This window comes from Oricola indica (assembly GCF_965227485.1).
In the GTDB taxonomy this organism is placed as follows: Bacteria; Pseudomonadota; Alphaproteobacteria; order Rhizobiales; family Rhizobiaceae; genus Oricola; species Oricola indica.
On sequence record NZ_OZ245747.1, the window covers coordinates 214,937 to 236,614 of the forward strand.

At 61.2% G+C, this 21,678-nt stretch carries 22 protein-coding genes; 17 read left to right on the forward strand and 5 right to left on the reverse strand.

What is annotated here, in order from left to right; translation table 11 throughout:
* Window positions 1-179 precede the first annotated feature (179 nt).
* A complete protein-coding gene (locus tag ACQK2M_RS01085) occupies window positions 180-587 on the reverse strand; it encodes an RrF2 family transcriptional regulator (RefSeq protein WP_425416264.1) in 408 nt (135 codons plus the stop codon).
* 87 nt (window positions 588-674) lie between these two features.
* Between ACQK2M_RS01085 and ACQK2M_RS01090 the strand changes: the two genes are divergently transcribed.
* From ACQK2M_RS01090 to ACQK2M_RS01120, 7 genes are read left to right on the forward strand one after another with little or no spacing between them, the layout of a single operon-like run.
* Window positions 675-1,124: a group III truncated hemoglobin gene (locus ACQK2M_RS01090; RefSeq protein WP_425416265.1), complete on the forward strand. Its 450-nt coding sequence runs from the start codon at window positions 675-677 to the stop codon at window positions 1,122-1,124.
* Window positions 1,125-1,140: 16 nt separating this feature from the next.
* The gene (locus ACQK2M_RS01095) at window positions 1,141-1,629 is read left to right on the forward strand and encodes a hemerythrin domain-containing protein (RefSeq protein ID WP_425416266.1); all 489 of its coding nucleotides are present in this window, start codon (window positions 1,141-1,143) and stop codon (window positions 1,627-1,629) included.
* Window positions 1,622-2,032 (forward strand): DUF488 domain-containing protein, encoded by a 411-nt coding sequence (locus ACQK2M_RS01100; protein WP_425416267.1) that lies wholly within the window; start codon window positions 1,622-1,624, stop codon window positions 2,030-2,032. Before ACQK2M_RS01095 ends, ACQK2M_RS01100 begins: the two co-directional genes overlap by 8 nt.
* Window positions 2,032-3,030 (forward strand): NAD(P)H-dependent flavin oxidoreductase, encoded by a 999-nt coding sequence (locus ACQK2M_RS01105; protein ID WP_425416268.1) that lies wholly within the window; start codon window positions 2,032-2,034, stop codon window positions 3,028-3,030. Before ACQK2M_RS01100 ends, ACQK2M_RS01105 begins: the two co-directional genes overlap by 1 nt.
* A complete protein-coding gene (locus ACQK2M_RS01110; RefSeq protein ID WP_425416269.1) occupies window positions 3,027-3,734 on the forward strand; it encodes a 5-formyltetrahydrofolate cyclo-ligase in 708 nt (235 codons plus the stop codon). The genes ACQK2M_RS01105 and ACQK2M_RS01110 overlap by 4 nt, the downstream gene beginning before the upstream one ends.
* Window positions 3,731-4,930: an NnrS family protein gene (locus ACQK2M_RS01115; RefSeq protein WP_425416270.1), complete on the forward strand. Its 1,200-nt coding sequence runs from the start codon at window positions 3,731-3,733 to the stop codon at window positions 4,928-4,930. Before ACQK2M_RS01110 ends, ACQK2M_RS01115 begins: the two co-directional genes overlap by 4 nt.
* A 3-nt stretch (window positions 4,931-4,933) precedes the next feature.
* Entirely contained in the window at window positions 4,934-5,605 is a 672-nt protein-coding gene (locus ACQK2M_RS01120; protein ID WP_425416271.1) for an NnrU family protein, read from the forward strand.
* Window positions 5,606-5,668: 63 nt separating this feature from the next.
* On the opposite strand, the gene ACQK2M_RS01125 is transcribed toward ACQK2M_RS01120, so the two are convergent.
* Together ACQK2M_RS01125 and ACQK2M_RS01130 are read right to left on the reverse strand one after the other, a co-directional pair.
* The gene (locus ACQK2M_RS01125; protein ID WP_425416272.1) at window positions 5,669-5,917 is read right to left on the reverse strand and encodes a carboxymuconolactone decarboxylase family protein; all 249 of its coding nucleotides are present in this window, start codon (window positions 5,915-5,917) and stop codon (window positions 5,669-5,671) included.
* Between the two features lie 10 nt (window positions 5,918-5,927).
* A complete protein-coding gene (locus ACQK2M_RS01130; RefSeq protein ID WP_425419962.1) occupies window positions 5,928-6,662 on the reverse strand; it encodes a helix-turn-helix domain-containing protein in 735 nt (244 codons plus the stop codon).
* A 222-nt stretch (window positions 6,663-6,884) separates the two neighbouring features.
* Here ACQK2M_RS01130 and ACQK2M_RS01135 point away from each other — a divergent pair, with 222 nt between their 5' ends.
* The 10 genes from ACQK2M_RS01135 to ACQK2M_RS01180 all read left to right on the forward strand — a co-directional run bounded on the left by ACQK2M_RS01135 (window position 6,885) and on the right by ACQK2M_RS01180 (window position 20,268).
* Window positions 6,885-9,608, forward strand: a complete 2,724-nt coding sequence (locus tag ACQK2M_RS01135) for a nitrate/nitrite transporter (protein WP_425416273.1) — start codon at window positions 6,885-6,887, stop codon at window positions 9,606-9,608.
* 63 nt (window positions 9,609-9,671) lie between these two features.
* Window positions 9,672-13,406, forward strand: coding sequence for a nitrate reductase subunit alpha (locus ACQK2M_RS01140; RefSeq protein ID WP_425416274.1), 3,735 nt, complete (start codon window positions 9,672-9,674; stop codon window positions 13,404-13,406).
* A complete protein-coding gene (gene narH, locus ACQK2M_RS01145) occupies window positions 13,403-14,926 on the forward strand; it encodes a nitrate reductase subunit beta (protein WP_425416275.1) in 1,524 nt (507 codons plus the stop codon). The genes ACQK2M_RS01140 and narH overlap by 4 nt, the downstream gene beginning before the upstream one ends.
* On the forward strand, window positions 14,926-15,645 hold the full coding sequence (gene narJ, locus ACQK2M_RS01150) for a nitrate reductase molybdenum cofactor assembly chaperone (RefSeq protein ID WP_425416276.1): 720 nt from the start codon (window positions 14,926-14,928) through the stop codon (window positions 15,643-15,645). The genes narH and narJ overlap by 1 nt, the downstream gene beginning before the upstream one ends.
* Window positions 15,646-15,656: 11 nt before the next feature.
* A complete protein-coding gene (gene narI / locus ACQK2M_RS01155) occupies window positions 15,657-16,403 on the forward strand; it encodes a respiratory nitrate reductase subunit gamma (protein WP_425416277.1) in 747 nt (248 codons plus the stop codon).
* 92 nt (window positions 16,404-16,495) lie between these two features.
* Window positions 16,496-17,284 (forward strand): peptidylprolyl isomerase, encoded by a 789-nt coding sequence (locus ACQK2M_RS01160; RefSeq protein ID WP_425416278.1) that lies wholly within the window; start codon window positions 16,496-16,498, stop codon window positions 17,282-17,284.
* Window positions 17,281-17,838, forward strand: coding sequence for a hemerythrin domain-containing protein (locus ACQK2M_RS01165; protein WP_425416279.1), 558 nt, complete (start codon window positions 17,281-17,283; stop codon window positions 17,836-17,838). The genes ACQK2M_RS01160 and ACQK2M_RS01165 overlap by 4 nt, the downstream gene beginning before the upstream one ends.
* A 4-nt stretch (window positions 17,839-17,842) precedes the next feature.
* The gene (locus ACQK2M_RS01170; protein ID WP_425416280.1) at window positions 17,843-18,460 is read left to right on the forward strand and encodes a carbonic anhydrase; all 618 of its coding nucleotides are present in this window, start codon (window positions 17,843-17,845) and stop codon (window positions 18,458-18,460) included.
* Window positions 18,457-19,737: a gephyrin-like molybdotransferase Glp gene (glp, locus tag ACQK2M_RS01175; RefSeq protein WP_425416281.1), complete on the forward strand. Its 1,281-nt coding sequence runs from the start codon at window positions 18,457-18,459 to the stop codon at window positions 19,735-19,737. The genes ACQK2M_RS01170 and glp overlap by 4 nt, the downstream gene beginning before the upstream one ends.
* A 12-nt stretch (window positions 19,738-19,749) precedes the next feature.
* Complete coding sequence (locus ACQK2M_RS01180; protein WP_425416282.1) at window positions 19,750-20,268, forward strand: DUF2478 domain-containing protein; 519 nt, start codon at window positions 19,750-19,752, stop codon at window positions 20,266-20,268.
* Between the two features lie 81 nt (window positions 20,269-20,349).
* Here the strand turns inward: ACQK2M_RS01180 and ACQK2M_RS01185 are convergent, their stop codons facing one another.
* Both ACQK2M_RS01185 and ACQK2M_RS01190 read right to left on the reverse strand, forming a co-directional pair.
* Window positions 20,350-20,685 (reverse strand): transcriptional repressor TraM, encoded by a 336-nt coding sequence (locus tag ACQK2M_RS01185; protein WP_425416283.1) that lies wholly within the window; start codon window positions 20,683-20,685, stop codon window positions 20,350-20,352.
* Between the two features lie 297 nt (window positions 20,686-20,982).
* Window positions 20,983-21,651: an acyl-homoserine-lactone synthase gene (locus ACQK2M_RS01190; protein WP_425416284.1), complete on the reverse strand. Its 669-nt coding sequence runs from the start codon at window positions 21,649-21,651 to the stop codon at window positions 20,983-20,985.
* Window positions 21,652-21,678 lie beyond the last annotated feature (27 nt).

The window sequence follows — 21,678 nt, forward strand, 5'->3', positions numbered from 1 at the left end:
AAGCTGACGGTCTAAGTAGGCGTCCCCAAGGCTTGGGACCAACGGTCGGATTTCTCCAATTAGCTCCGAGAAGCGTTGCATCCTCGGGCTCGATACCGTCGAAACCTTGCCAAGGCAGAAGGTTGGACCATCACTTCAGAGAGCGAGACATCGGCATGTAATGTCACTCGCGCCGACGTCTAGATGTTCAGTCCCGGGATGTCGGCCAGCGTCGATCGGTCGAGATCGGCCAGGAATGCCCGTTCGGCAGATCGGAGCCGTGCCTTCAATCGACACTGTCCGTCGATCGAACAATCGCCGCCATCCGTGCCCAAACATTCAACGAGAGGCTGTCCTTCTTCCAAATGATTGATGACATTGCCAAGACGGATCTTGTCCACTGGCCGGGCAAGAACAGCGCCACCACCACCACCACGGCGTGTCTCGACAAACCCGGCGCGGGCCAGATGCTGCATGATCTTGGCGAGATGGTTCCGTGACAATCCGAACTCTTCGGCAAGATCGGCCGTGGAGAAAGCCCGGTCTGGCTCGTTCGCCAGGCGCATCAACATGCGAAGCCCATAGTCGGTAAAGGTGGTCAGGCGCATATCTCTCCGGTCTTCGTTTGAATGGGTATTTACAATACCTATTAAGCGAACTAGGAGTTTTTGCAACCGAAAACCGGAGAGACTCTCGTGACTTCGCCAGAACTGTCCATCGTTTCAGCCAGACCGCAGCTAACGGCGGGTCTGATGGCGCAGACCGGGCTGAACGAAGAGATTCTCCGCGAGCTTGTGCATCGATTTTATGGCAAGGTTCGACAGGATCGGCTTCTTGCTCCGATCTTCGAGGAGCGCATCTCAAACTGGCCGCCTCATCTGGAGCGCATGGTCGCGTTCTGGTCCTCTGTCGCGTTGATGACCGGGCGCTATCACGGACGTCCGGTATCGGCGCATGCCACGCTGCCTGTCGATACGCAGCATTTCGGGCGATGGCTGGAACTCTTCCGCGAGACGGCGGGAGAAGTCTGCACCCCCGCCGGCGCGGCGCATGTCATCGAGCGTGCCGAGCGGATCGCGCGATCTCTGCAGGTCGCGGTGCGAGAAGCGCAGGCCAGGTCTGGCGTGATTGCCGGCCTGGAATGACGGAAGGAGAACGCCCATGAGCAAAGCTGTCCCACTCGACGACGCAGGTGCGCTGACTCACTATATCGAAGAGCGCTATCATGCGCACCATCGGATGCTGCTTCCGCCGCTGGTCGCGATGGCCGAGATGGTGGAGGATCTGCATCTCGACGACGCAGGTGTGCCGGACGGACTGTCCGATCTGCTGCGGCGGATGATCGGCGAGATGGAAGTGCACATGAAGAGGGAGGAACTGATCCTCTTTCCCGCTATACGCGAGGGCGGCATGCCCGGTATCGAAAACCCGATCGCAGTGATGCGGGCCGATCACGACGATCATGATCGCGAGGTTCAAGAGATCCGACGCCTGACGCGGGAGCTAAGCCTTCCCGAAGGTGCCTGCACCACCTGGAAAACCCTCTATGACGGGCTCACCGAATTCATCGACGACCTCACCGAACATATGCGGATCGAGAACGATATTCTGTTTCCGCAATTTGAACCTGCGCGGCAGATCCATGGCTGACCTGAGCCGACCGAGCGTTTCCGACGATCCGGCTGAGAGGATTCGCGTCAAGCGGATCTACCGGGCCGCTCGGGTCTCGGATGGACGACGCATCCTCGTTGACAGACTTTGGCCGCGCGGCATCTCAAAAGACCGAGCGCGCCTGTTCGCATGGGAAAGAGGCATCGCACCGAGCGACGGGCTTCGTCGTTGGTATCACGAAGACCTGGATCGTTGGGAGGCCTTCAAGGACAGATATCGCAGCGAGCTCGACGCGGCGCCGGAACTGGTTGGCAAGATCACCGGTTATGCCAGCGACAGTGTCGTGACACTGATCTATGCCGCGAAAAACGAGGATCGCAATCACGCGCTCGTCTTGCGGGATTACCTGAGCCAATGGCTGAGAACCGAGGGGCGAGCCTGATGGCGAAAGGAATCCGGGCCCCACTGCACACCCCGCTTTGCGACTTGCTTGGATGCGATGTGCCCGTTCTGCTCGCGGGGATGGGGGGCGTCTCGCGCTGGGAACTGGCGGCCGCGGTGGCCAACGCGGGGGGGTATGGCATACTCGGCATGGTTCGCAAGGCGCCCGAACTCATCGCCAAGGAAGTCACGGCCCTGAAGACGGCGACCGAGCCGCGATTGCTTGACGCTCAAATCTCCTGCTGCTTCGATCTTGGTGTGACCGCATTCAGCTTCTTCTGGGATGTGATGTCGGAAATCGTTGCCCGTGTGAAACAGGCGGGATGTCTCGTTCTGCATCAGGTCGGCACACTTCAAGCTGCGCGCCTTGCCGAAGAAGCCGGTGCGGACGTGATCATCGCGCAGGGCATCGAAGCCGGTGGCCACGTCCATGGGCGCACTCCGGCGTTCGCTCTTGCCAGGGAGATACTGGATCGGACGGAATTGCCTGTCGTCGTGTCGGGCGGAATTGCGACCGGCGCGGGGCTCGCCGCCGCGTTGGAGAGCAAGGCAAGTGGCGTGCAATGCGGGACTGCATTCCTGGCGACCGAGGAATCCTTCGCCCATCAATATCACAAATGGCGTGTGGTCAGCACCACCGGCGAGGACACGGTGCTTACGGATGTGTTCGTGCTGAACTGGCCGGCGGGCGCGGCGGTGCGGGTGATCTCCAACAGTGTGACCGATGGCCTGGAAGGCAGGTTTATCGGCCACGATCCCGAAAACCTGCAGCGGGAAGTTATCGCTTGGGACGGTAATCATCCGCGCCTGCGCTTTAGCACGGATTCGCCGCTTCGCACGACAAGCGGCGACCTTGAGCCAATGGCGCTCTATGCCGGTCGCGGCGTTGGCGACATCCTCGACATCCCCTCCGCTGCGGTCCGTTTGACCGAAATGGTCACGAATGCTGCTCATCTCCTGGAAAGCTCTTATCGGACGAATTGCGAGGCAGTCTCATGAGTGATGATTCCGACAACCCCGGTGGCCATGGCCGATTCGCCTCGCCGCCCTGCTATGCCGGAGAGATCGCGCCGGATTACTTCGATCCGCTCGCGGTCGATCCCGAACAGGCGCGTGATGTCGCGCGCTGGCGCAAGGCGGAGCGGACGCGCCTGCGCGCCGAACGAATGGAACTGTCGGTCGCCAACCGCAAGGCAGCCGGGGAGGCGCTGGCAGGGCATCTCCGGCAACTTCTGCTGAACCAATTCGACGGCGCGAGGGGCATGATCCTGTCGGCCTATTGGCCGATCAAGGGCGAGCCCGATCTCCGCTCGCTGATAGGTGAACTGCATGAGGCTGGCGTGGCGATTGCCTTTCCGGTGGTTGAGACCCGGTTTGCCCCGTTGATCTTCCGCCGCTGGACGCCTGAGACGCGCATGGTGCGCGGTGATTGGAACATTCCCGTTCCACCGTCAGACTCACCCGTTGTGACGCCGACGATTGCGCTTGCGCCGCTCGTCGGTTGGACTGAGGACGGGTATCGCCTGGGATATGGCGGGGGGTATTTCGACCGAACGCTGGCAGCGTTGAAGCCAAGACCCTTTGTTATCGGTATCGGTTTTGACGAAGCGCGGCTCTCCACCATCTATCCGCAACCCCACGACATCCGCCTCGATATGATTCTGACCGAGGCCGGCGTCCGTGCGCAACGAGACATCGCATGACGACCAGCGCGGAACGGATTCGGGCCTGGACCGGCCCAGCCATCCTGACATACGGGTTTCGCCCTTTCTTTCTCGGCGCCGGACTGTGGGCCGCTTGCGCGATGGTGGTCTGGATTCCGCTCCTGTCGGGATTGCTTGATCTGCCGACGCGCTTCGATCCGGTGACGTGGCATGCGCACGAGTTTCTCTTCGGCTACCTCGGAGCGGTTGTAGCCGGATTTCTGCTCACCGCGGTGCCAAACTGGACCGGGCGTCTTCCTGTGGTTGGGTGGCAGCTTGGGACACTTTTTACCCTATGGCTTGCAGGCCGCATGGCGGTTGCCATCTCGTTATATCTGCCACCCTGGACCGTAGCATTGGCGGATCTGTCCATGCCCCTTGCGCTGATCGGTTTCCTGGCGCGAGAGATCGTTGCGGGCAAGAACTGGCGCAATTTGATCGTTCTGGGAATGCTCATCGCCTTCACCTTCGCCAATGCTGTGTACCATTGGCAGGCGGCAGCGGGGGATTTCGCCGGTGGCGGTCCGGGGCTGAGAATTGGGCTCGGGGCCGGGATCATGATGATCGCAGTCATCGGCGGGCGCATTGTACCGTCGTTCACCCGAAACTGGTTGGTCAAACGAGGCGGGACGAGGTTGCCAACTCCTCCGATGCAACCATTTGATCGCGTGGCTTTGCTGATCCTTCTGGCGGCGCTTCTGCTCTGGGTGATCGTTCCCGACGGGTCCGTCACCGGCGCGATGCTGATAGCAGCTGGTGTGGTCCATTGTGCGCGTCTCATCCGCTGGGCCGGATTGCGTACCCTCGCGGAGCCATTGGTATGGGTCCTGCATGCCGGCTATGCATTCCTGCCGCTGGGGGCGTTGGCTCTCGGACTCTCGGCATTCTGGCCCGATCTGGTGGGCCAAGGCGCGGCGCAGCATGTCTGGATGGTTGGAGCCATCGGGTTGATGACGCTTGCCGTGATGACCCGCGCGACGCTGGGACATACCGGCCGCGACCTGACAGCGGGAACCGGAACGCTGGCGATCTATCTTTGCCTGATCGGAGCGGTCCTGGCGAGGCTGACAGCCGGATTTGCACTTGGGTTTGCCGGATCTCTCTACATGATTTCGGGCCTTTGCTGGATCGCCGCCTTTGGTGGTTTCGCCATTCTGTATGGGCCGATGCTTCTCCGCTCTCGCATCGGGGACTGAGGCATGGAATGGTCAGGCTTTGCGCTGGCGTTCGTGGCGTTTTTTCTCGGCCATTCCGCACCGGTGCGTCCGCCATTTCGGCCGATCCTGGTGCGCGTGCTGGGCGCGGCTGGTTTCGGGCTCGCCTATTCCGCCTTGTCGGTTGCGATACTGACGTGGCTGATCGTGGCGGCAGAACGAGCGCCGTTCGTACCGGTCTGGAACTGGATGCCGTGGCAGAACTATCTCGTCCTGGCCATCATGCTGCCAGTCTGCCTGATCGTTGCCCTGTCGATCGGCTGGCCCAATCCGTTCTCGTTCGGCGGCGCGCGAAACGCTGCTTTTGATCCGGCGCGACCGGGCATAGTCCGGCTGGCTAGACATCCGCTCCTTGTTGCGCTGGCGCTCTGGTCGGGCGCGCACCTGGTCGCCAATGGCGATCTGGCCCATATCCTGCTGTTCGGGACATTTTTCGTTTATGCGCTTTTCGGGCGCCGGCTCGTCGACAGGCGCAAGCGACGCGAGATGGGACAGAATTGGGATCTACTGTGGGAAAGGGTTCTCGCTCATCCCCCAGGGGAGACGCTATTCCCGCTCTCGTCCGAGATCGTTCTGCGCGCGACGTTGGGCGTTGCGATCTATGCGATCCTGATCGTGCTCCACCCGATTGTCATCGGCGTAGATCCGATGCCGTGATTCAGTCACCGTAATCTTCGATCCAGGTCTTCGCCGCCACGGCGCGTGGAAGTCCCAGTGGGCCTATTGCCAGCAGCGCGACCTGACGGAGCGCGGCTTTTCGATACCTTCCGATTTCGCGCGGCGCGCATGCGAATGGACAGCACCTTCGGAATTCGCTCCGATGGCCAAGGCCAGCTTGACGAGCCGACGCTCGCGTTCATTAAGTGGCCCGCTGTCCGATGCGGCCTTGCCAAGCGCAGAGTAGGCGGCCCAGATATCGGGGTGTTGCTCCGCGAGATCTCCGGCCGCCCCTGGTAAAGCCTTTGCCATTGTCTTCTCCTCAGGAATGTGGGTCATCAATAAGCCGGTTGGGTTTCGCGAACCGTTCGAGATCCTGCTGATCGCTGATGGTGATGCGATTGCCGTGCACCGCAACGCCATAGGCCTGCAGCCCCTTGAAGGCGCGGCTCAGGTTCTCCGGCGTCATGCCGAGGTAGGACGCCAGGCGGCGCTTCTCGAATTCGAGGTCGAATTCGCTCTCACCGCCGACGCGTGACTGTTGTCGAAGAATGTAGTTCGCGAGCCGCTCCAGCGACGTCCGCAATTTCAGGTCCTTTTGGGTCTTCACGACGGACCGGTAACATGTCGCCAGTTCCGTCACGATGGAGCGAGCAAAGGCGTTGTCTGCATCAAATATGGCGCGCACATCCTGGCTTGGGATAAGCGCAATCCGGCTTTTCTCCAGAGTACGCGCCGACATCAGGTAAGGTGCGTTCCTGATCGAGGCGGCAAGAATAAATGTCGAAACGGGCCGGGCGGTTGCCATGCTGGTTTCCCTGCCGTTCCAGACCGAGAAGAGATCGACGGCTCCCGACAGGATGACGTGCAGGAAGTCGCTTGGTTCTCCTTCGGTGATCAGTTCGATCCGTGGCGGGAAGTTCTGCACATAGGCACCGCACATGAGCGCATTGAAATGCTCGTCTGCCATATCCGAGAAAAGTTCAAGCCTCCGGATATCGGGATAGTCTGAATCTGGCATGCCTGGACGCATCAAAAAACCCCTTTTGAAATTCATCGCCCCCACGATTGATAAATATCAATCTACCCGTTGCCATCAATAATAACACTGCAATGCAAATGTCAAATGTTGAAGTGATATTATTCTATAACCCATTTATTTCATTGTGATATTCCCAGTATTATGATCTAGATCAAGTCGATTGGCCGCTCTGGGCCGCATGTGTGGTGCCGACCCCTTTTCGGGACCGGACGCAGTGATAAAACCGGAGACCTTGCCATGCAGACCACAGCCACAGCCTCGCGCGCGGACCAAAATCGCGCACTCGGGCTGAGCACGATCGCCTTCACTGCGTGTTTTGCTGTCTGGACGATTTTCTCCATCATCGGTGTCGCAATCAAGGGAGAGCTGGGCCTGACTGAATCCCAGTTCGGTCTGCTGGTCGCGACCCCCATTTTGACCGGATCGGTCACGCGCCTGTTTCTGGGCGTCTGGACGGAGAAGTACGGCGGACGCCTAGTCTTCTCGGCGCAGATGCTGTTGACGGCGCTGGCGACCTGGTTACTGACGCTTGCCGATAGTTACGCCATGTACCTGGTCGCGGCTTTGGGTATCGGTCTTGCTGGCGGCTCATTCATTATCGGCGTCGCCTATGTCAGCCGCTGGTACGATGCCGGTCATCAGGGCACCGCGCTCGGCATCTTCGGTGCGGGCAATGTCGGCGCGGCGGTGACCAAGTTCGTCGCGCCCTTCGTCATGGTGGCATATGGCTGGCACGGTGTCGCCTATGCCTGGGCAGCGGGTCTGGCCATCATAGGCATCCTGTTCTTCCTCTTCGCCAAAGACGACCCGGAGCTCGTTGAACGCCGGGCCAAGGGCACTCGCGCGCCGTCGTTTGCGGAGCAGTTCGCGCCCTTGAGAAATCTCCAGGTGTGGCGCTTCTCGCTTTACTACTTTTTCGTCTTCGGCGGTTTCGTCGCTCTTGCGCTGTGGATGCCGCACTACCTGATCGACGTCTATGGCGTCGATGTGAAGACAGCCGGCATGGCGGCCGCCTCTTTCAGCCTGTCGGCCTCACTGTTCCGGGCCTATGGCGGACATCTCAGCGACAAGTTCGGCGCGCGGACGGTGATGTATTGGACCTTCGGCTTCAGCCTGATCTTCCTGTTCATGCTGTCCTATCCGCCGACAGATTATGTCGTTCAGGGCAAGGACGGGCCGATCGCCTTCTCGACCGAACTGGATTTCTGGCCTTTCATCATCATGCTGTTTGGCCTCGGCTTCTTTATGAGCCTTGGCAAGGCGGCCGTCTACAAGCACATTCCGGTCTACTATCCCGGGCATGTGGGTGCGGTCGGCGGTCTCGTCGGCATGATCGGTGGCCTTGGTGGCTTTGTTCTGCCGATCATATTCGGTGCGGCGCTCGATCTGACGGGGATTTATACCTCGTGTTTCGCGATCCTCGTCGGCCTGGTAGCGATCATGCTGACCTGGATGCACCTGTCGATCCGCGCAATGGAACGCGCCGCGCTTGGCAAGGAACTCGATACGCTACCGACGGTCCCGGAACTGCAGGAGGTCCATGTTCCGGGCAAGACGGAGATGCCGCGGGTCCTGCAAGATTGGCAGCCCGAAGACGAGACTTTCTGGGAGGAGAAGGGCCGCAAGGTCGCCCGCCGCAATCTGTGGATCTCGATCCCGGCGCTTCTCCTCGCCTTCTCGGTCTGGATGGTCTGGTCGATGGTCGTCGCCCGGCTGCCCGCCATCGGGTTCGAATTCTCGACCGGACAGCTGTTCTGGCTGGCGGCGCTTCCGGGCCTGTCAGGCGCCACGCTCAGGATATTCTACAGCTTCATGGTGCCGATCTTCGGTGGCCGGCTGTGGACGACGCTCTCGACCGCCTCGCTGCTGTTGCCTGCAATGGGTATCGGATACGCGGTCCAGAACCCAGACACGCCCTACCTGATCTTCCTCACCCTGGCGCTGTTGTGCGGCTTCGGAGGCGGCAACTTCGCCTCTTCGATGGCGAATATCGCCTTCTTCTTCCCGAAGGCGGAAAAGGGCAACGCGCTGGCCTTGAATGCGGGGCTGGGCAATCTCGGCGTCTCGGTCATGCAGTTTCTCGTGCCGATCGTCATCACCGCCGGCGTATTTGGCGCCATGGGCGGCGCGCCGCAGACATTGACGGACGGTGGCGAACTCTGGATGCAGAACGCGGGCTTTGTCTGGGTGCCGTTCATTCTGCTTGCCACGGTCGCGGCCTGGCTTGGCATGAACGACATCGCCGACGCCAAAGCGAGCTTTCGCGAGCAGGCGATCATCTTCAGCCGCAAGCACAATTGGCTGATGTGCGTGCTCTACACCGGCACCTTCGGTAGCTTTATCGGCTACTCGGCGGGCTTTCCGCTGCTGACCAAACTCGCTTTCCCCGAGGTGAACGCCCTGCAGTATGTGTTCCTCGGACCGCTTGTCGGCGCGCTCAGCCGCGCGGGCACCGGCTGGATCAGTGACCGGTTCGGTGGCGGGCGAGTCACGTTCTGGACTTTTGCGGGCATGATCGTCGCGGTGTTTGGTGTGATCGCATCGCTTGGCGCGGACAGCTTTGTTGGCTTCTTCGCCGCCTTCATGGCGCTGTTCTTCCTGACCGGGGTCGGCAACGCCTCCACGTTCCAGATGATCCCCGCGATCATGGGCCGTGAGGTGCCGCGCCTGATGCCGGAACTGGAAGGCAACACGCTGCGGCGGCAATCGGAGCGCGAAAGCGCGGCAATCATCGCCTTCACCAGTGCGATTGCCGCCTATGGGGCCTTCTTCATCCCCAAGGCTTACGGCACCTCGATCGCGATGACCGGGTCGCCCGTCGGCGCGCTTTGGGCCTTCCTGATCTTCTACGTGGTCTGCCTGGTCATCACCTGGGCCTATTACACCAGGCGCGGTGGTCTGCTGCACGATCTGGAACGGCACGGTCAGCCAGCCATGCCCGCCCCTGCGCCCGCTCAATAACCATGCCCGATCCGGGCGGCTGCCAAGGCCGCCCGGACCCTCGCCCCACGAAAGGAAAGCCAGATGAGCCATCTTCTCGACAGATTGAACTTCCTCCAATCGAAGGGAACGGAACAGTTCTCCAACGGGCATGGCCAGGTCACGCGCGAGAATCGTGACTGGGAGGACACCTACAGAAACCGTTGGCGGCACGACAAGATCGTGCGCTCCACCCACGGTGTGAACTGCACCGGGTCCTGTTCCTGGAAGATCTACGTAAAATCCGGGATAGTCACCTGGGAGACCCAGCAGACGGACTACCCGCGCACCCGGCCCGACCTGCCGAACCACGAACCGCGCGGTTGCGCCCGCGGCGCCTCCTACAGCTGGTATCTGTATTCCGCCAACCGGGTGAAGAACCCGTTGATCCGCGGCAAGCTGATGAAGGTCTGGCGCAAGATGCGCGAGACCAAGAGCCCGATCGAGGCCTGGACGGCGATCCAGAACGACCCGATCCTGCGCCAAGGCTATGTCGAGACCCGCGGCAAGGGCGGCTTTGTCCGCGCAACCTGGGACGAGGCAACCGAAATCGTTGCCGCCGCCAATGCCTATACGGCCAAGACCTACGGGCCCGACCGGATATTCGGTTTCTCGCCCATTCCCGCGATGTCGATGATTTCCTATGCGGCCGGCACCCGCTACCTGTCGCTCTTGGGCGGGACCTGCATGTCGTTCTACGACTGGTACTGTGATCTGCCGCCTGCCTCGCCGATGACCTGGGGTGAGCAGACAGATGTGCCGGAATCCGCGGACTGGTACAATTCCAACTACCTCCTGCTCTGGGGCTCCAACGTCCCGCAGACCCGCACGCCTGACGCGCATTTCTACACTGAGGTGCGTTACAAGGGCGCCAAATCTGCGGTGATTTGCCCGGACTATTCCGAGGCCGCGAAATTCGGCGATGTGTGGCTGAACGCCAAGCAGGGGACCGATGCGGCGCTGGCAATGGCCTTTGGCCATGTCATCCTGCGTGAGTTCCACCTCGATCGGCAGACCGAGTATTTTGAGGAGTACTGCCGGAAATATTCCGACTTCCCGATGCTGGTGAAGCTGGAGGATAAGAATGGATCCTTCGTCCCGGGACGCTTTCTGCGGGCGGACGACCTGGACGGCAAGCTGGGCGAGGACAACAACCCCGAATGGAAGACCGTCGCTGTCGACGAGTCCTCCGGCGGGCTGGTCGCGCCCAACGGTTCCATTGGCTACCGCTGGGGTGAGCAAGGCGAATGGAACCTCGAGGAAAAGGCGGCCGGAGCCGAAACCCGGCTGAAGATGTCGCTGGTCCTCGACAGCGACCAGGACGACGTGCTCGGCGTCGACTTCCCCTATTTCGGCGCCGACGCGACCGAAGCCTTCTCGACCGGCGACAAACGCCCCAACGTCCTGACCAAAAACGTGCCGGTGAAACGGATCAAGACGAAGGACGGTGAGATCGCCGTCGCCACCGTTTTCGACCTGTTCTGCGCCAACTACGGTCTGGATCGCGGCCTGGGCGGCGAGTGGGTGGCCCAATCCTACGACGAGGACGTTCCGGGAACTCCTGCATGGGCGGAGAAGATCACCGGCGTCGATCGCGCCAAGATCATCCATGTCGCCCGCGAATTCGCCGACAACGCCGAAAAGACCCGTGGCCGGTCCATGGTCATTGTCGGCGCCGGGATGAACCACTGGTACCACATGGACATGAACTACCGCGGCATCATCAACATGCTGGTGATGTGCGGCTGTGTGGGTCAGTCCGGCGGCGGCTGGGCGCACTATGTGGGCCAGGAAAAGCTTCGCCCGCAGACCGGCTGGCTTCCCCTGGCGTTTGCGCTCGACTGGGGGCGGCCGCCGCGGCACATGAATTCGACCTCGGCCTGGTATGCACACACGGATCAGTGGCGCTACGAGACGCTGACGGCGGGCGAGATCCTGTCGCCGACCGCACCCGAAGGCGATTGGGACATCGGGCTCATCGATTACAACATCCGAGCCGAGCGGATGGGCTGGCTACCCTCTGCGCCGCAATTGAAGACCAATCCGCTGGAGATCGCGAAGGCGGCGAAGGCGGCTGGCAAGGAGATCGCCCCTTACATCGCCGAACAGCTCAAATCCGGTGCGCTGGAAATGTCCTGTCAGGACCCGGATGATCCGGCGAACTGGCCGCGCAACCTCTTCGTCTGGCGCTCTAACCTGCTCGGGTCCTCGGGCAAGGGGCACGAGTATTTCCTTAAACACCTGCTCGGCACCGATAACGGCGTGATGGGCAAGGACATGGGCGAGGAGGGCCGTCAGCTTCCGAAGGAAGCGAAATGGCACGAGGACGCTCCGCGCGGCAAACTCGATCTGCTGGTAACCATTGACTTCCGCATGTCCACCACTTGCGTCTACTCCGATATCGTTCTGCCGACGGCGAGCTGGTACGAAAAGGACGACCTCAACACCTCGGACATGCATCCGTTCATCCACCCGCTGCAGGCGGCGGTGGACCCGGCCTACGAGTCGAAATCCGACTGGGAAATCTTCAAGTCCATCGCGAAGAAGTTCCAGGAGGTGGTGCCCGGATATCTGGGTCAGGAAACCGACATCGTCGCGTTGCCCATTCTGCACGACACCCCTGCAGAGATTGCGCAGGACCAGGTCAAGGATTGGAAAAAGGACGAATGCGACCTGATCCCGGGCAAGACCGCGCCGAACTATATCGCGGTCGAGCGGGACTATTCCGCGGTGTATGACCGCTTCACCGCGCTTGGTCCGCTACTCGACAAACTCGGCAATGGCGGCAAGGGCATCTCCTGGAATACCGAGGACGAGGTCGCCGCGCTGAAGGCGCTGAACGGCGAGCGGCTCGACGGATCGGCAAAGGGACGTCCCGCGATCGACACCGCGATCGACGCCGCCGAGGTGGTATTGATGCTGGCGCCCGAAACCAACGGCGAGGTGGCGGTCAAAGCCTGGGAGGCGCTTGGCAAGGCGACGGGCCGCGATCATGTGCATTTGGCCGAGGGCGAGCATCACAACAAGATACGCTTCCGCGATATCGCCGCCCAGCCGCGCAAAATCATCTCCTCGCCGACATGGTCGGGCATCGAAAGCGAGCATGTCAGCTACAACGCCGGCTACACCAATGTCCACGAATTGATCCCCTGGCGTACCCTGACCGGCCGCCAGCAGCTCTATCAGGATCACCTGTGGATGCGGGCCTTCGGCGAGGGTTTCATGTCCTACCGGCCACCGGTGGATCTCAAGACCGTCACCGACGCGATCCATACCGACAAGGACAAGCCGCATATCGTGCTGAACTTCATCACGCCGCACCAGAAATGGGGCATTCACTCGACCTATACCGACAATCTCTTGATGCTGACGCTCAATCGCGGCGGACCGGTAATCTGGATCTCCGAAAACGACGCGGCGAAGGCGGGCATCGTCGATAACGACTGGGTGGAACTTTACAACGCCAACGGCGCGCTGACCGCGCGGGCGGTGGTGTCTCAGCGCATGAAGGATGGAACGACCTTCATGTATCACGCTCAGGAAAAGATCGTGAACACGCCTGGCTCGGAGAAGACCGGCCTGCGCGGCGGAATCCACAACTCGGTCACCCGGGCGGTCCTGAAGCCGACCCACATGATCGGCGGCTATGCCCAGCAATCCTACGGGTTCAACTACTATGGAACCGTGGGCTCCAACCGCGATGAATTCGTCATCGTGCGCAAGATGAACAAGGTCGACTGGCTCGACGATGAAGCGACCCCGAAGGAGGCAGCGGAATGAAGATTCGTGCGCAAATCGGCATGGTGCTGAACCTCGACAAATGTATCGGGTGTCATACGTGCTCGGTCACCTGCAAGAACGTCTGGACCAGCCGCGATGGCGTGGAATACGCATGGTTCAACAATGTCGAGACCAAGCCTGGCACCGGATATCCGACGGACTGGGAGAACCAGGACCGCTGGAACGGTGGCTGGACCCGGACGAAGTCCGGCAAGCTCCAGCCCAAGCAGGGGGCGAAGTGGCGGATCCTGGCGAATATCTTCGCCAACCCCGATCTCCCGGAGATCGACGACTATTACGAGCCGTTCGATTTTGACTACGACCACCTGAAATCCGCTCCCGAGGGCAAGGCGTTCCCGACAGCTCGCCCGCGCTCGAAAATCTCGGGCGAGAGGATGCAGAAGATCGAGAAGGGTCCGAACTGGGAGGAAATCCTCGGCGGCGAGTTCGAGAAACGGTCGCAGGACTACAACTTCGAGGGCATCCAGAAGCAGATCTACGGGGAATACGAGAACACCTTCATGATGTATCTCCCCCGGCTCTGCGAGCACTGTCTGAACCCTGCCTGCGCGGCGTCGTGTCCCTCGGGCGCGATCTACAAGCGCGAGGAAGACGGCATCGTCCTGATCGACCAGGAGAAGTGCCGCGGCTGGCGCATGTGCGTCTCAGGCTGCCCTTACAAGAAGGTCTACTATAACTGGTCTACGGGAAAGTCCGAGAAATGCACGCTGTGCTACCCCCGGATCGAAAGCGGCAACCCAACCGTCTGCTCGGAAACCTGCGTCGGTCGCATCCGCTACATCGGCGTGATGCTCTATGATGCCGACAAGATCGAGGAGGCCGCGAACGCGGCCGAGAAGATGGATCTCTACGACGCCCAACTCGGCGTGTTCCTCGATCCCAAGGATCCCGCCATCATAGCCGAGGCGCAGAAGCAGGGCATCCCGCAGGACTGGATCAAGGCCGCGCAGGAAAGCCCGATCTGGAAGATGGCGATGGAATGGAAGGTCGCGTTCCCGCTGCATCCCGAATACCGGACGCTGCCGATGGTCTGGTACATTCCGCCGCTCAGCCCGATCCAGAATGCGGCCGAAGCGGGCGCGATTGGCATGGACGGTGCCATGCCGGACGTGAAGAATCTGCGCATCCCGCTCAGATATCTCGCCAACATGCTGACGGCCGGCGACGAAAAGCCGATTGCTCAGGCGCTGGAGCGGATGCTGGCCATGCGCGCCTATATGCGTGCCAAGAGCGTCGAGGGTGTGACCGACGAGGCGATCGCCACCCGCGTCGGCATCACGGGGCGGATGATCGAGGACATGTATCGAATCATGGCTCTGGCGGACTACGAAGACCGCTTCGTCATTCCCACGACACACCGCGAACAGGTTGAGGAAGCCTACGACTTGCGCGGCGGTTGCGGCTTCACCGACGGCAACGGTTGTTCCACCGGCGTCTCAAAGGGGTCGCTCTTCGGAGGCTCCAAAAAGCCGCTGAAAATGCCGCAGGAGGTGCGCTGATGACCCTCGTTCTGCAAGATCGCACCCTCAAGGCGTTGTCGCTCATCTTGAGTTATCCCACGAAGGAGCTGCAGCAGGCGATGCCGGAAATCGGTGGCGTCCTGTCGGCGGAACGGCGGCTGACAGCGGCGGCGCGGCGTGCGCTTCGCCCATTGCTGGAAGAGTTGCAAACGCGCGACATCTACGACCTGGAAGAGCAGTATGTGATGCTGTTCGACCGCTCGCGCGCGCTGTCGCTGAACCTGTTCGAACATGTTCACGGCGAAAGCCGAGATCGCGGCGGTGCCATGGTGTCATTGGTCGAAACCTATCGTGAGAAGGGATTCGAGCCAGCGACCAGTGAACTGCCGGATCACCTTCCGGTCCTTCTCGAATTTCTGTCCACGCGCCCCGCAGACGAGGCTCGGGAAATACTCGCGGACGCCGCGCATATTTTCGAGGTCCTCAATACACGGCTTGTCCGGCGGGAGAGCCCCTATGGAGCGGTGTTTGCCGTCCTTTTCCAGCTTGCCGGTGCCGCCGCCGACAAGGAGGTAGTGGCCGAGTTGCTCGACCAGCCCGACATCGCGGCCGACGATCTCGAGGCACTCGACGAGGTCTGGGAGGAAAGCGAGGTTCGCTTCGGCCCGGACCCGAACGCTGGATGTCCGCAGGTGCGCGACATGCTGGCGCAGATGGATCTTCCGATCAATCCCGCGCCCCGGGCGGCGGCCGAGTAACGGAGGCTGAAATGAACAACTTCTTCTTCGGAATCTATCCCTACATCGCCCTGGCGGTGCTGCTCATTGGCTCTGTCGCGCGGTACGAGCGGGACCCTTTCACCTGGAAATCGTCGTCGAGCCAGATGCTGCGGCGGCGGCAGTTGATGATCGGTTCGGTGCTATTCCATGTCGGTGTGCTGGTCATCTTCTTCGGCCATCTCTTCGGGCTGCTTGTCCCGCACGAGATCTACGAGGCTTTCGGCATTCACGCCGCTGCAAAGCAACTGCTTGCCGCCATCGTTGGCGGGATCGCCGGCGTTGCCGCGATCGTGGGTGGAGTAATGCTGGCGCATCGCCGCCTGGTCGATCCGCGTATCCGCACGAACTCCAGCTTCTGGGACATCGCGATCCTGCTGATGTTGATCGCCCAACTGGCGCTCGGCCTCATCAGCGTGCCCTGGTCCATCGCCACGGCCGAGCATGGCGAGGTGATCCTGTTCATGGAGTGGGCGCAGGGCATCTTCACCTTCCAGCCCGGAGCGGCCGAGCATATCGCGCATGTGCCGCTGATCTACAAGCTTCACATCGTCCTGGGACTGACGATCTTTCTCGTCTTCCCCTTCACCCGTCTGGTGCACATTCTGTCCGGTTTTGCTGCTCCCGTTCGTTATCTTTTCGCTCGCAAGGGGTACCAAATCGTTCGCACACGCAAGCAAGCGCCGCTGTCGATACGCGGATCGAATCCGCCGGCGAGTGCAAAGCAACCGGCGGAGTGACGACTATGGTCACGGTCCTATCAACCGCAAATCCGCGACACGATGCCGGGGCATCAACCGTCGGGACTGGCGCAGCCAATCCGGAACACCTCGTGGTCAACGGGGTGACTGTCCCGACGAAGGTAATAGCTGCGGAGGTGCAGAATCACGCAGCTCCCAAAAATCAACCGGGGCTCGCGTGGCGCAAGGCGGCGAATGCCGTCGCCATGCGCACGCTTCTGCTCCAGGAGGCGAAGCAGCGAGGAATACGGCCCGAACCGGCCGAGGTCGGGCCGGGGCGCTTCGAAACGGAGGAGGAGGCCCTGATCCGAAGCCTTCTTGAGGTTGCGGTTGAAGTCTCACCACCAACGGAGGATGAGGTCCGGGCTGAGTGGGCGCGTGGCCCGGAACGGTTCCGTGCACCGCCCCTCTGGGAAGTATCGCATATCCTGTGCGCCTGCGACCCGCGCAATGATGACGAGCGCAACGCCGCATTCACGCGTGCGAAGAGTTTGGCCGCACGCGTGGAGGGTGATCCGCAAGGTTTCGCCAGGCTGGCATCGGCGCACAGCGATTGCGGATCGAAGACTTCGGGTGGCGCACTCGGTCAGCTCGGTCCGGGTGACACGGTGCCCGAGTTCGAAGCCGCGCTACGCGAGATAAAAGAGGGTGAATTCACATCCGAGCCGGTGCTCACCCGTCATGGCTGGCACGTCATCCGCATGGATGCGATCGCTGAGGGCGCGGTACTCCCCTTCGACACGGTGCGATCGAAGATTGCCGATGCCATGGAAAAGGCGGCCTGGGCACGCAACGCCCGGGAATTCGCGGACCGGCTCGTCGCTTCCGCCCGAATATCTGGCGCCGAGATCGGAAACCGCTCACAGGGAGAGAGATTATGAAGGGCCGTTTGTCCAACGCACGACGCGGCGATAGCGAACGGGATCCGACCGATCTGAACTTGCTTCAAGATCCACTTGAGTTCATCCGCGAGGATCACATGCATATGCGCGCGGTTTGTGAGGAGATGGAGCGGGTTTCGCAAAGCCCGTCACCGGGCGGAGTCGAAATCTCACGGCTGCTGTATTTTCTCGAGCATGAAATCGGACTGCTGATCCATGACGAGGATGACGAACTGCGCGGGATGCTCCTGGTCCGGTGTACCCCGGAAGATGACATCGGACCAACGCTCGAGCGATTGAAGGTCGAGCATGAAGCGCTTGGCGACTCATGCCCGCGCCTCCGTTCGATGCTTAGGGAGATGCACGATGACAAGCGACCAGCCAAGGACGACGAAGCGGCCCTTCTGCGCGACTTTGCGGATCGGCTCCGCCGCCACCTGATCGTGGAGAACGCGATCGTATTGCCAATCGCACAGGCGAGATTGACGGTAGAGGATATCGTCCGACTGCGTAACGCCATGATCCAGCGACGGATCGCCGACATGCAAGCGTGATGTCATGCTGGAATCATTGCTTGCGCGAAACATCGAATGGTCCGCCGCGCGTCATGATGCTGACCCTGGCTATTTCGCGCGCCTCGCCGCGTTGCAGGCCCCGGAATTTTTCTGGATCGGCTGCTCGGACAGCCGCGTGCCGGCGAATGTGGTGGCGGGTCTCGATCCCGGCGAGGTCTTCGTTCACCGCAACGTTGCCAATGTGGTGCACTCGGCCGATCTGAATCTGCTCTCGGCGCTGGAATTCGCGGTAGAAGCATTGAAAGTGCGCGAGATCATCGTCTGCGGGCACTATGGCTGTGGCGGGGTCAAGGCGGCTACGGAAGACCCGCCGCACGGACTGTCGGACCATTGGCTCGAACCGATCCGTCGGCTTGCGCGGTCCTACGCCGTGGATCTCGCCGCTTGTGGAGGTGATGAAGATCGCCGCGACAAGCTGGCCGAACTGAACGTCATCGAAGGGGTCAGACGCGTTTCGGAGACGCCGATACTGCAGAAAGCGTGGGCACGCGGCGCAGATGTCCGCGTGCACGGACTGATCTATGGTCTGAAGGACGGCAGGCTGCGCAATCTCGATTGCTCCACCGGACCGGGCCACTTCGTAGAGGAGACGGCGCGATGACGATTGTGCAGAGGATCGACACCGGGAATTGCGGATGCGAGGCGTTCGACGCCGCGTCATCCCTTATATCTATCGATGAGGCCTTACGGCGCATTGCAAGGAACGCCGCGCCGGTTGACGGGACGGAGACTGCGCCGCTCTCCTCGGCGACAGGGCGCGTTCTTGCGGAGCCCGTCCGGGCGGCCGCGATGACCCCACCCTTCGACAATGCCGCAATGGACGGCTACGCACTCGATAGCACGGCACTGGAGGGCGACGGCCCGTGGAGGCTGTCGGTCGTGGAGCGCATTGCCGCCGGCGACGCGGCGGCCGGACAAGTCGCCCGCCGAACTGCCGCCCGGATATTTACGGGCGCACCGGTGCCGCCTGGAGTAGATACTGTCGTGAAGCAGGAGAGTGTCGTGCGCGACGGCGCCACAGTCATTCTGGACCGGCGTCCGCTGCCCGGACACAATATCCGCCGCGCAGGTGGCGACATGCGCCTCGGTGAGACTGTCCTGCGAGACGGCGTGCGGCTGGGGGCTCGCGAAATCGCTGCCTGTGCCGCCGCCGGCGCTGCCCGCGTCCATCTCCGTCGCGCCGTGCGGATCGGACTGCTCGTAACCGGCAGTGAGATCAGGCAGACCGGGGCCAGCCGCGAAGCCGCTCAGATCTGGGACGTGAATACGCCGGTGCTCTGTTCTGAATTCTCGCGACCGGACGTCGATCTGGTCAAGGTCGCGCAAGGCGTGGACGACCGCACCGAACTGCGCCGCTGTGTTGCTGACATGGCTGAAACCGTCGATCTGATCATCACGACCGGCGGGATCTCTGTGGGAGAGGAGGATCACGTCAAGCCGGTCCTGGAGGCCCTGGGGGCAGAAATCCATTTCAGTGGCGTCGCTATCAAACCCGGCAAGCCGGTGAGTTTCGGACGGGTTAGAAAAGCGGTTTGGCTAGGCCTGCCCGGCAACCCCCTATCGGCGTTCGTAACCTGGTATGTCTTCGGATTGCCGCTACTCGATGTCCTTTCGGGAAGACTGCGCGGATCGCGCAAGCGCCATCATGTCGTGACCGGAAAGCCGATTTGCCGCAAACCGGGACGGTGCGAGATCAGGCCGGCGCGCATCGTGGGGTTCGATGGTCAAGGGCGTGAGGTCGTGGACTTCGACGACACGGTCAGTTCTGCTCATGTGGCGAGACTGCCCTACGCGAATGGCCTGCTGTTCATTCCGGCCGAGGCGGAACACCTGCCTGAAGGCGCACTGATCGAGTTTCAGCCATTCCACCAGACGTAAGGACCAAATGAGATGAAACTTGCATACACGATGGCGCCGGGGCGGGGCGATACGGACCTGGTATTGCATGCTTTGGCTTGCTCGATCATCGAGCAGGGTCATCGCCCCGTTGGTACCGTTCAGATCAATACCGAGTCTGACGCCGGCCCCTGCGACATGGATGTCAAGATACTGCCAGACGGGGGCACCATTCGCATTTCCCAGACGCTCGGGCGTGCGTCCCGAGGGTGTCGGCTCGATCCCGCTGCGCTTGAAACCGCAGTAGGGCTTGTCGAGGCTGAGCTTTTCAAGGGTGCCGATTGCCTGATCGTGAACAAGTTCGGCAAGCATGAGGCCGAGGGGCGCGGCTTCAGATCGGTAATTGCGGAAGCCCTTGCGAGGGATATTCCCGTCCTTGTCGGTATCAACCGGCTGAACCGAGATGCGTTTCTTGATTTCGTCGACGGCTTTGCCGCTGAACTCGTTCCGGAGCTTCCTGTGTTGGAGGAATGGCTTAAGTCGGCATTCACTGATGGAGCGGCGGCAGCCTAGCAGGCACATCGAATTTCGCACAGCGCCTACACCTGTGTGAATCTCAATGACGCATAATATGTCATATGGAACTACGGCGCGTTACTGAACTGTTCTGACTTCATCCAGTTCAGGCACATATCCGAGAACATCGACGATCAATCGCACCAACTCATGGTGGATTTTGAGCTCGAGCATGGCGACTCGATATTCGCGCCGGAGAACTTCCAAGACATGACTTGAACTGTCCGCCGCCTCCGACTCTTCGAGCTTCTCAAAAAGAGACTGAGCCAGATCCACACGCCGCCTGTTTTCGCGAATGATCTCGACAGCGACGCGCGAAACTTCTTCGGACGGCAATCCGTCGAGGATTGCCAGAACCGGGCGCGCGTTAATCTGCGCGGTGGCAACTTCATTTGCGAAGGCCTGTTTCGGCACGTGTTCATCCCGCGGCTTGGGCCGCGGTGCGCCCCCGCGACAGAGAAAGATCTCGACCCATAGCCGGGGGTTGGAAAACCGCCTTAGACGGTCCCTGCGACCTTTAGCACCGGGGTACCTGGACATACGTCACAGGCCCCCGGCCGAAAGCCGGAGGATCTTGGTGCCGAAACGGCCGACACCAATCCGCTAAGGTGGGGTTTCCACGCCCCGAGGCGGCGCGTACCGCCTCGGGACCGCTTCTATTGCAAAAGGACAAGATTTTCCAGCACTTTGCGGTGCGGAAATGCCAATGCGTCACGCGGCCTTTTTAGCCAATGAGGGCAGCAGCGTTATTGCGTTCGGACTGGCGAGCACCGGCGCACCAAAGCCGCCAACCCTGGCGAGACGCGTCCACATCGCGTCGGACATCTCGAACAACGCAGCATGGGTCATGACCTTGCCGATCCGCGTCGGTGTCCCGATCTCCTCGTAAGGGCAGTCGACCGCTCTGAATATCCGCGCCATGCGTGCATCGAAGACCGACACGATCTGGCCAATACCGGATTTCTGACAGACCTCGACGATCCCGCACAGCAGTTCAAGCGTTATGCTGTTCACCCGGTGGTTCGCGTGGGCGCGATCGTCACCGGCGAAAATGCGCGGATTGATGGCAAAGCGCGAACTCTCCCAGATCAACGGGCTTTCAGGCGCACCACCGGGAACCAGCTCGGAAAAAACATCGCGCAGCATGTTCGGCCCGGTCGTCGGCAGCAAGCGGACAGCACCCTGAAGGGCGCCGGTCCTCTCGTTGACGGACAACAGATAGGCCGGGTCTTCCTCATCGAAGCGGTCGATTTCGCGGCCATTCGTGACGGAGACGTCCCATCCCAGCCTCCCGGAAAAAACTTCGGCGCGCATCCGGAACATCTGGTCGATCAGTTCGGGGAAGTGGTGCCGGTTGTGGCTCTCGATTGTCAGGATCATATTGGTCTCCATTCGTGTGTTGACGAC

Bases quoted from the DNA above. Each gene is read 5' to 3' on its own strand.
- ACQK2M_RS01085 (WP_425416264.1), bottom strand. From the start codon at position 587: ATGCGCCTGACCACCTTTACCGACTATGGGCTTCGCATGTTGATGCGC.
- narJ (WP_425416276.1), top strand. From the start codon at position 14,926: ATGACCCTCGTTCTGCAAGATCGCACCCTCAAGGCGTTGTCGCTCATC.
- ACQK2M_RS01115 (WP_425416270.1), top strand. From the start codon at position 3,731: ATGACGACCAGCGCGGAACGGATTCGGGCCTGGACCGGCCCAGCCATC.
- narH (WP_425416275.1), top strand. From the start codon at position 13,403: ATGAAGATTCGTGCGCAAATCGGCATGGTGCTGAACCTCGACAAATGT.
- ACQK2M_RS01170 (WP_425416280.1), top strand. From the start codon at position 17,843: ATGCTGGAATCATTGCTTGCGCGAAACATCGAATGGTCCGCCGCGCGT.
- ACQK2M_RS01180 (WP_425416282.1), top strand. From the start codon at position 19,750: ATGAAACTTGCATACACGATGGCGCCGGGGCGGGGCGATACGGACCTG.
- ACQK2M_RS01125 (WP_425416272.1), bottom strand. From the start codon at position 5,917: ATGGCAAAGGCTTTACCAGGGGCGGCCGGAGATCTCGCGGAGCAACAC.
- ACQK2M_RS01105 (WP_425416268.1), top strand. From the start codon at position 2,032: ATGGCGAAAGGAATCCGGGCCCCACTGCACACCCCGCTTTGCGACTTG.
- ACQK2M_RS01165 (WP_425416279.1), top strand. From the start codon at position 17,281: ATGAAGGGCCGTTTGTCCAACGCACGACGCGGCGATAGCGAACGGGAT.
- glp (WP_425416281.1), top strand. From the start codon at position 18,457: ATGACGATTGTGCAGAGGATCGACACCGGGAATTGCGGATGCGAGGCG.
- ACQK2M_RS01095 (WP_425416266.1), top strand. From the start codon at position 1,141: ATGAGCAAAGCTGTCCCACTCGACGACGCAGGTGCGCTGACTCACTAT.
- narI (WP_425416277.1), top strand. From the start codon at position 15,657: ATGAACAACTTCTTCTTCGGAATCTATCCCTACATCGCCCTGGCGGTG.
- ACQK2M_RS01140 (WP_425416274.1), top strand. From the start codon at position 9,672: ATGAGCCATCTTCTCGACAGATTGAACTTCCTCCAATCGAAGGGAACG.
- ACQK2M_RS01130 (WP_425419962.1), bottom strand. From the start codon at position 6,662: ATGAATTTCAAAAGGGGTTTTTTGATGCGTCCAGGCATGCCAGATTCA.
- ACQK2M_RS01190 (WP_425416284.1), bottom strand. From the start codon at position 21,651: ATGATCCTGACAATCGAGAGCCACAACCGGCACCACTTCCCCGAACTG.
- ACQK2M_RS01120 (WP_425416271.1), top strand. From the start codon at position 4,934: ATGGAATGGTCAGGCTTTGCGCTGGCGTTCGTGGCGTTTTTTCTCGGC.
- ACQK2M_RS01135 (WP_425416273.1), top strand. From the start codon at position 6,885: ATGCAGACCACAGCCACAGCCTCGCGCGCGGACCAAAATCGCGCACTC.
- ACQK2M_RS01110 (WP_425416269.1), top strand. From the start codon at position 3,027: ATGAGTGATGATTCCGACAACCCCGGTGGCCATGGCCGATTCGCCTCG.
- ACQK2M_RS01100 (WP_425416267.1), top strand. From the start codon at position 1,622: ATGGCTGACCTGAGCCGACCGAGCGTTTCCGACGATCCGGCTGAGAGG.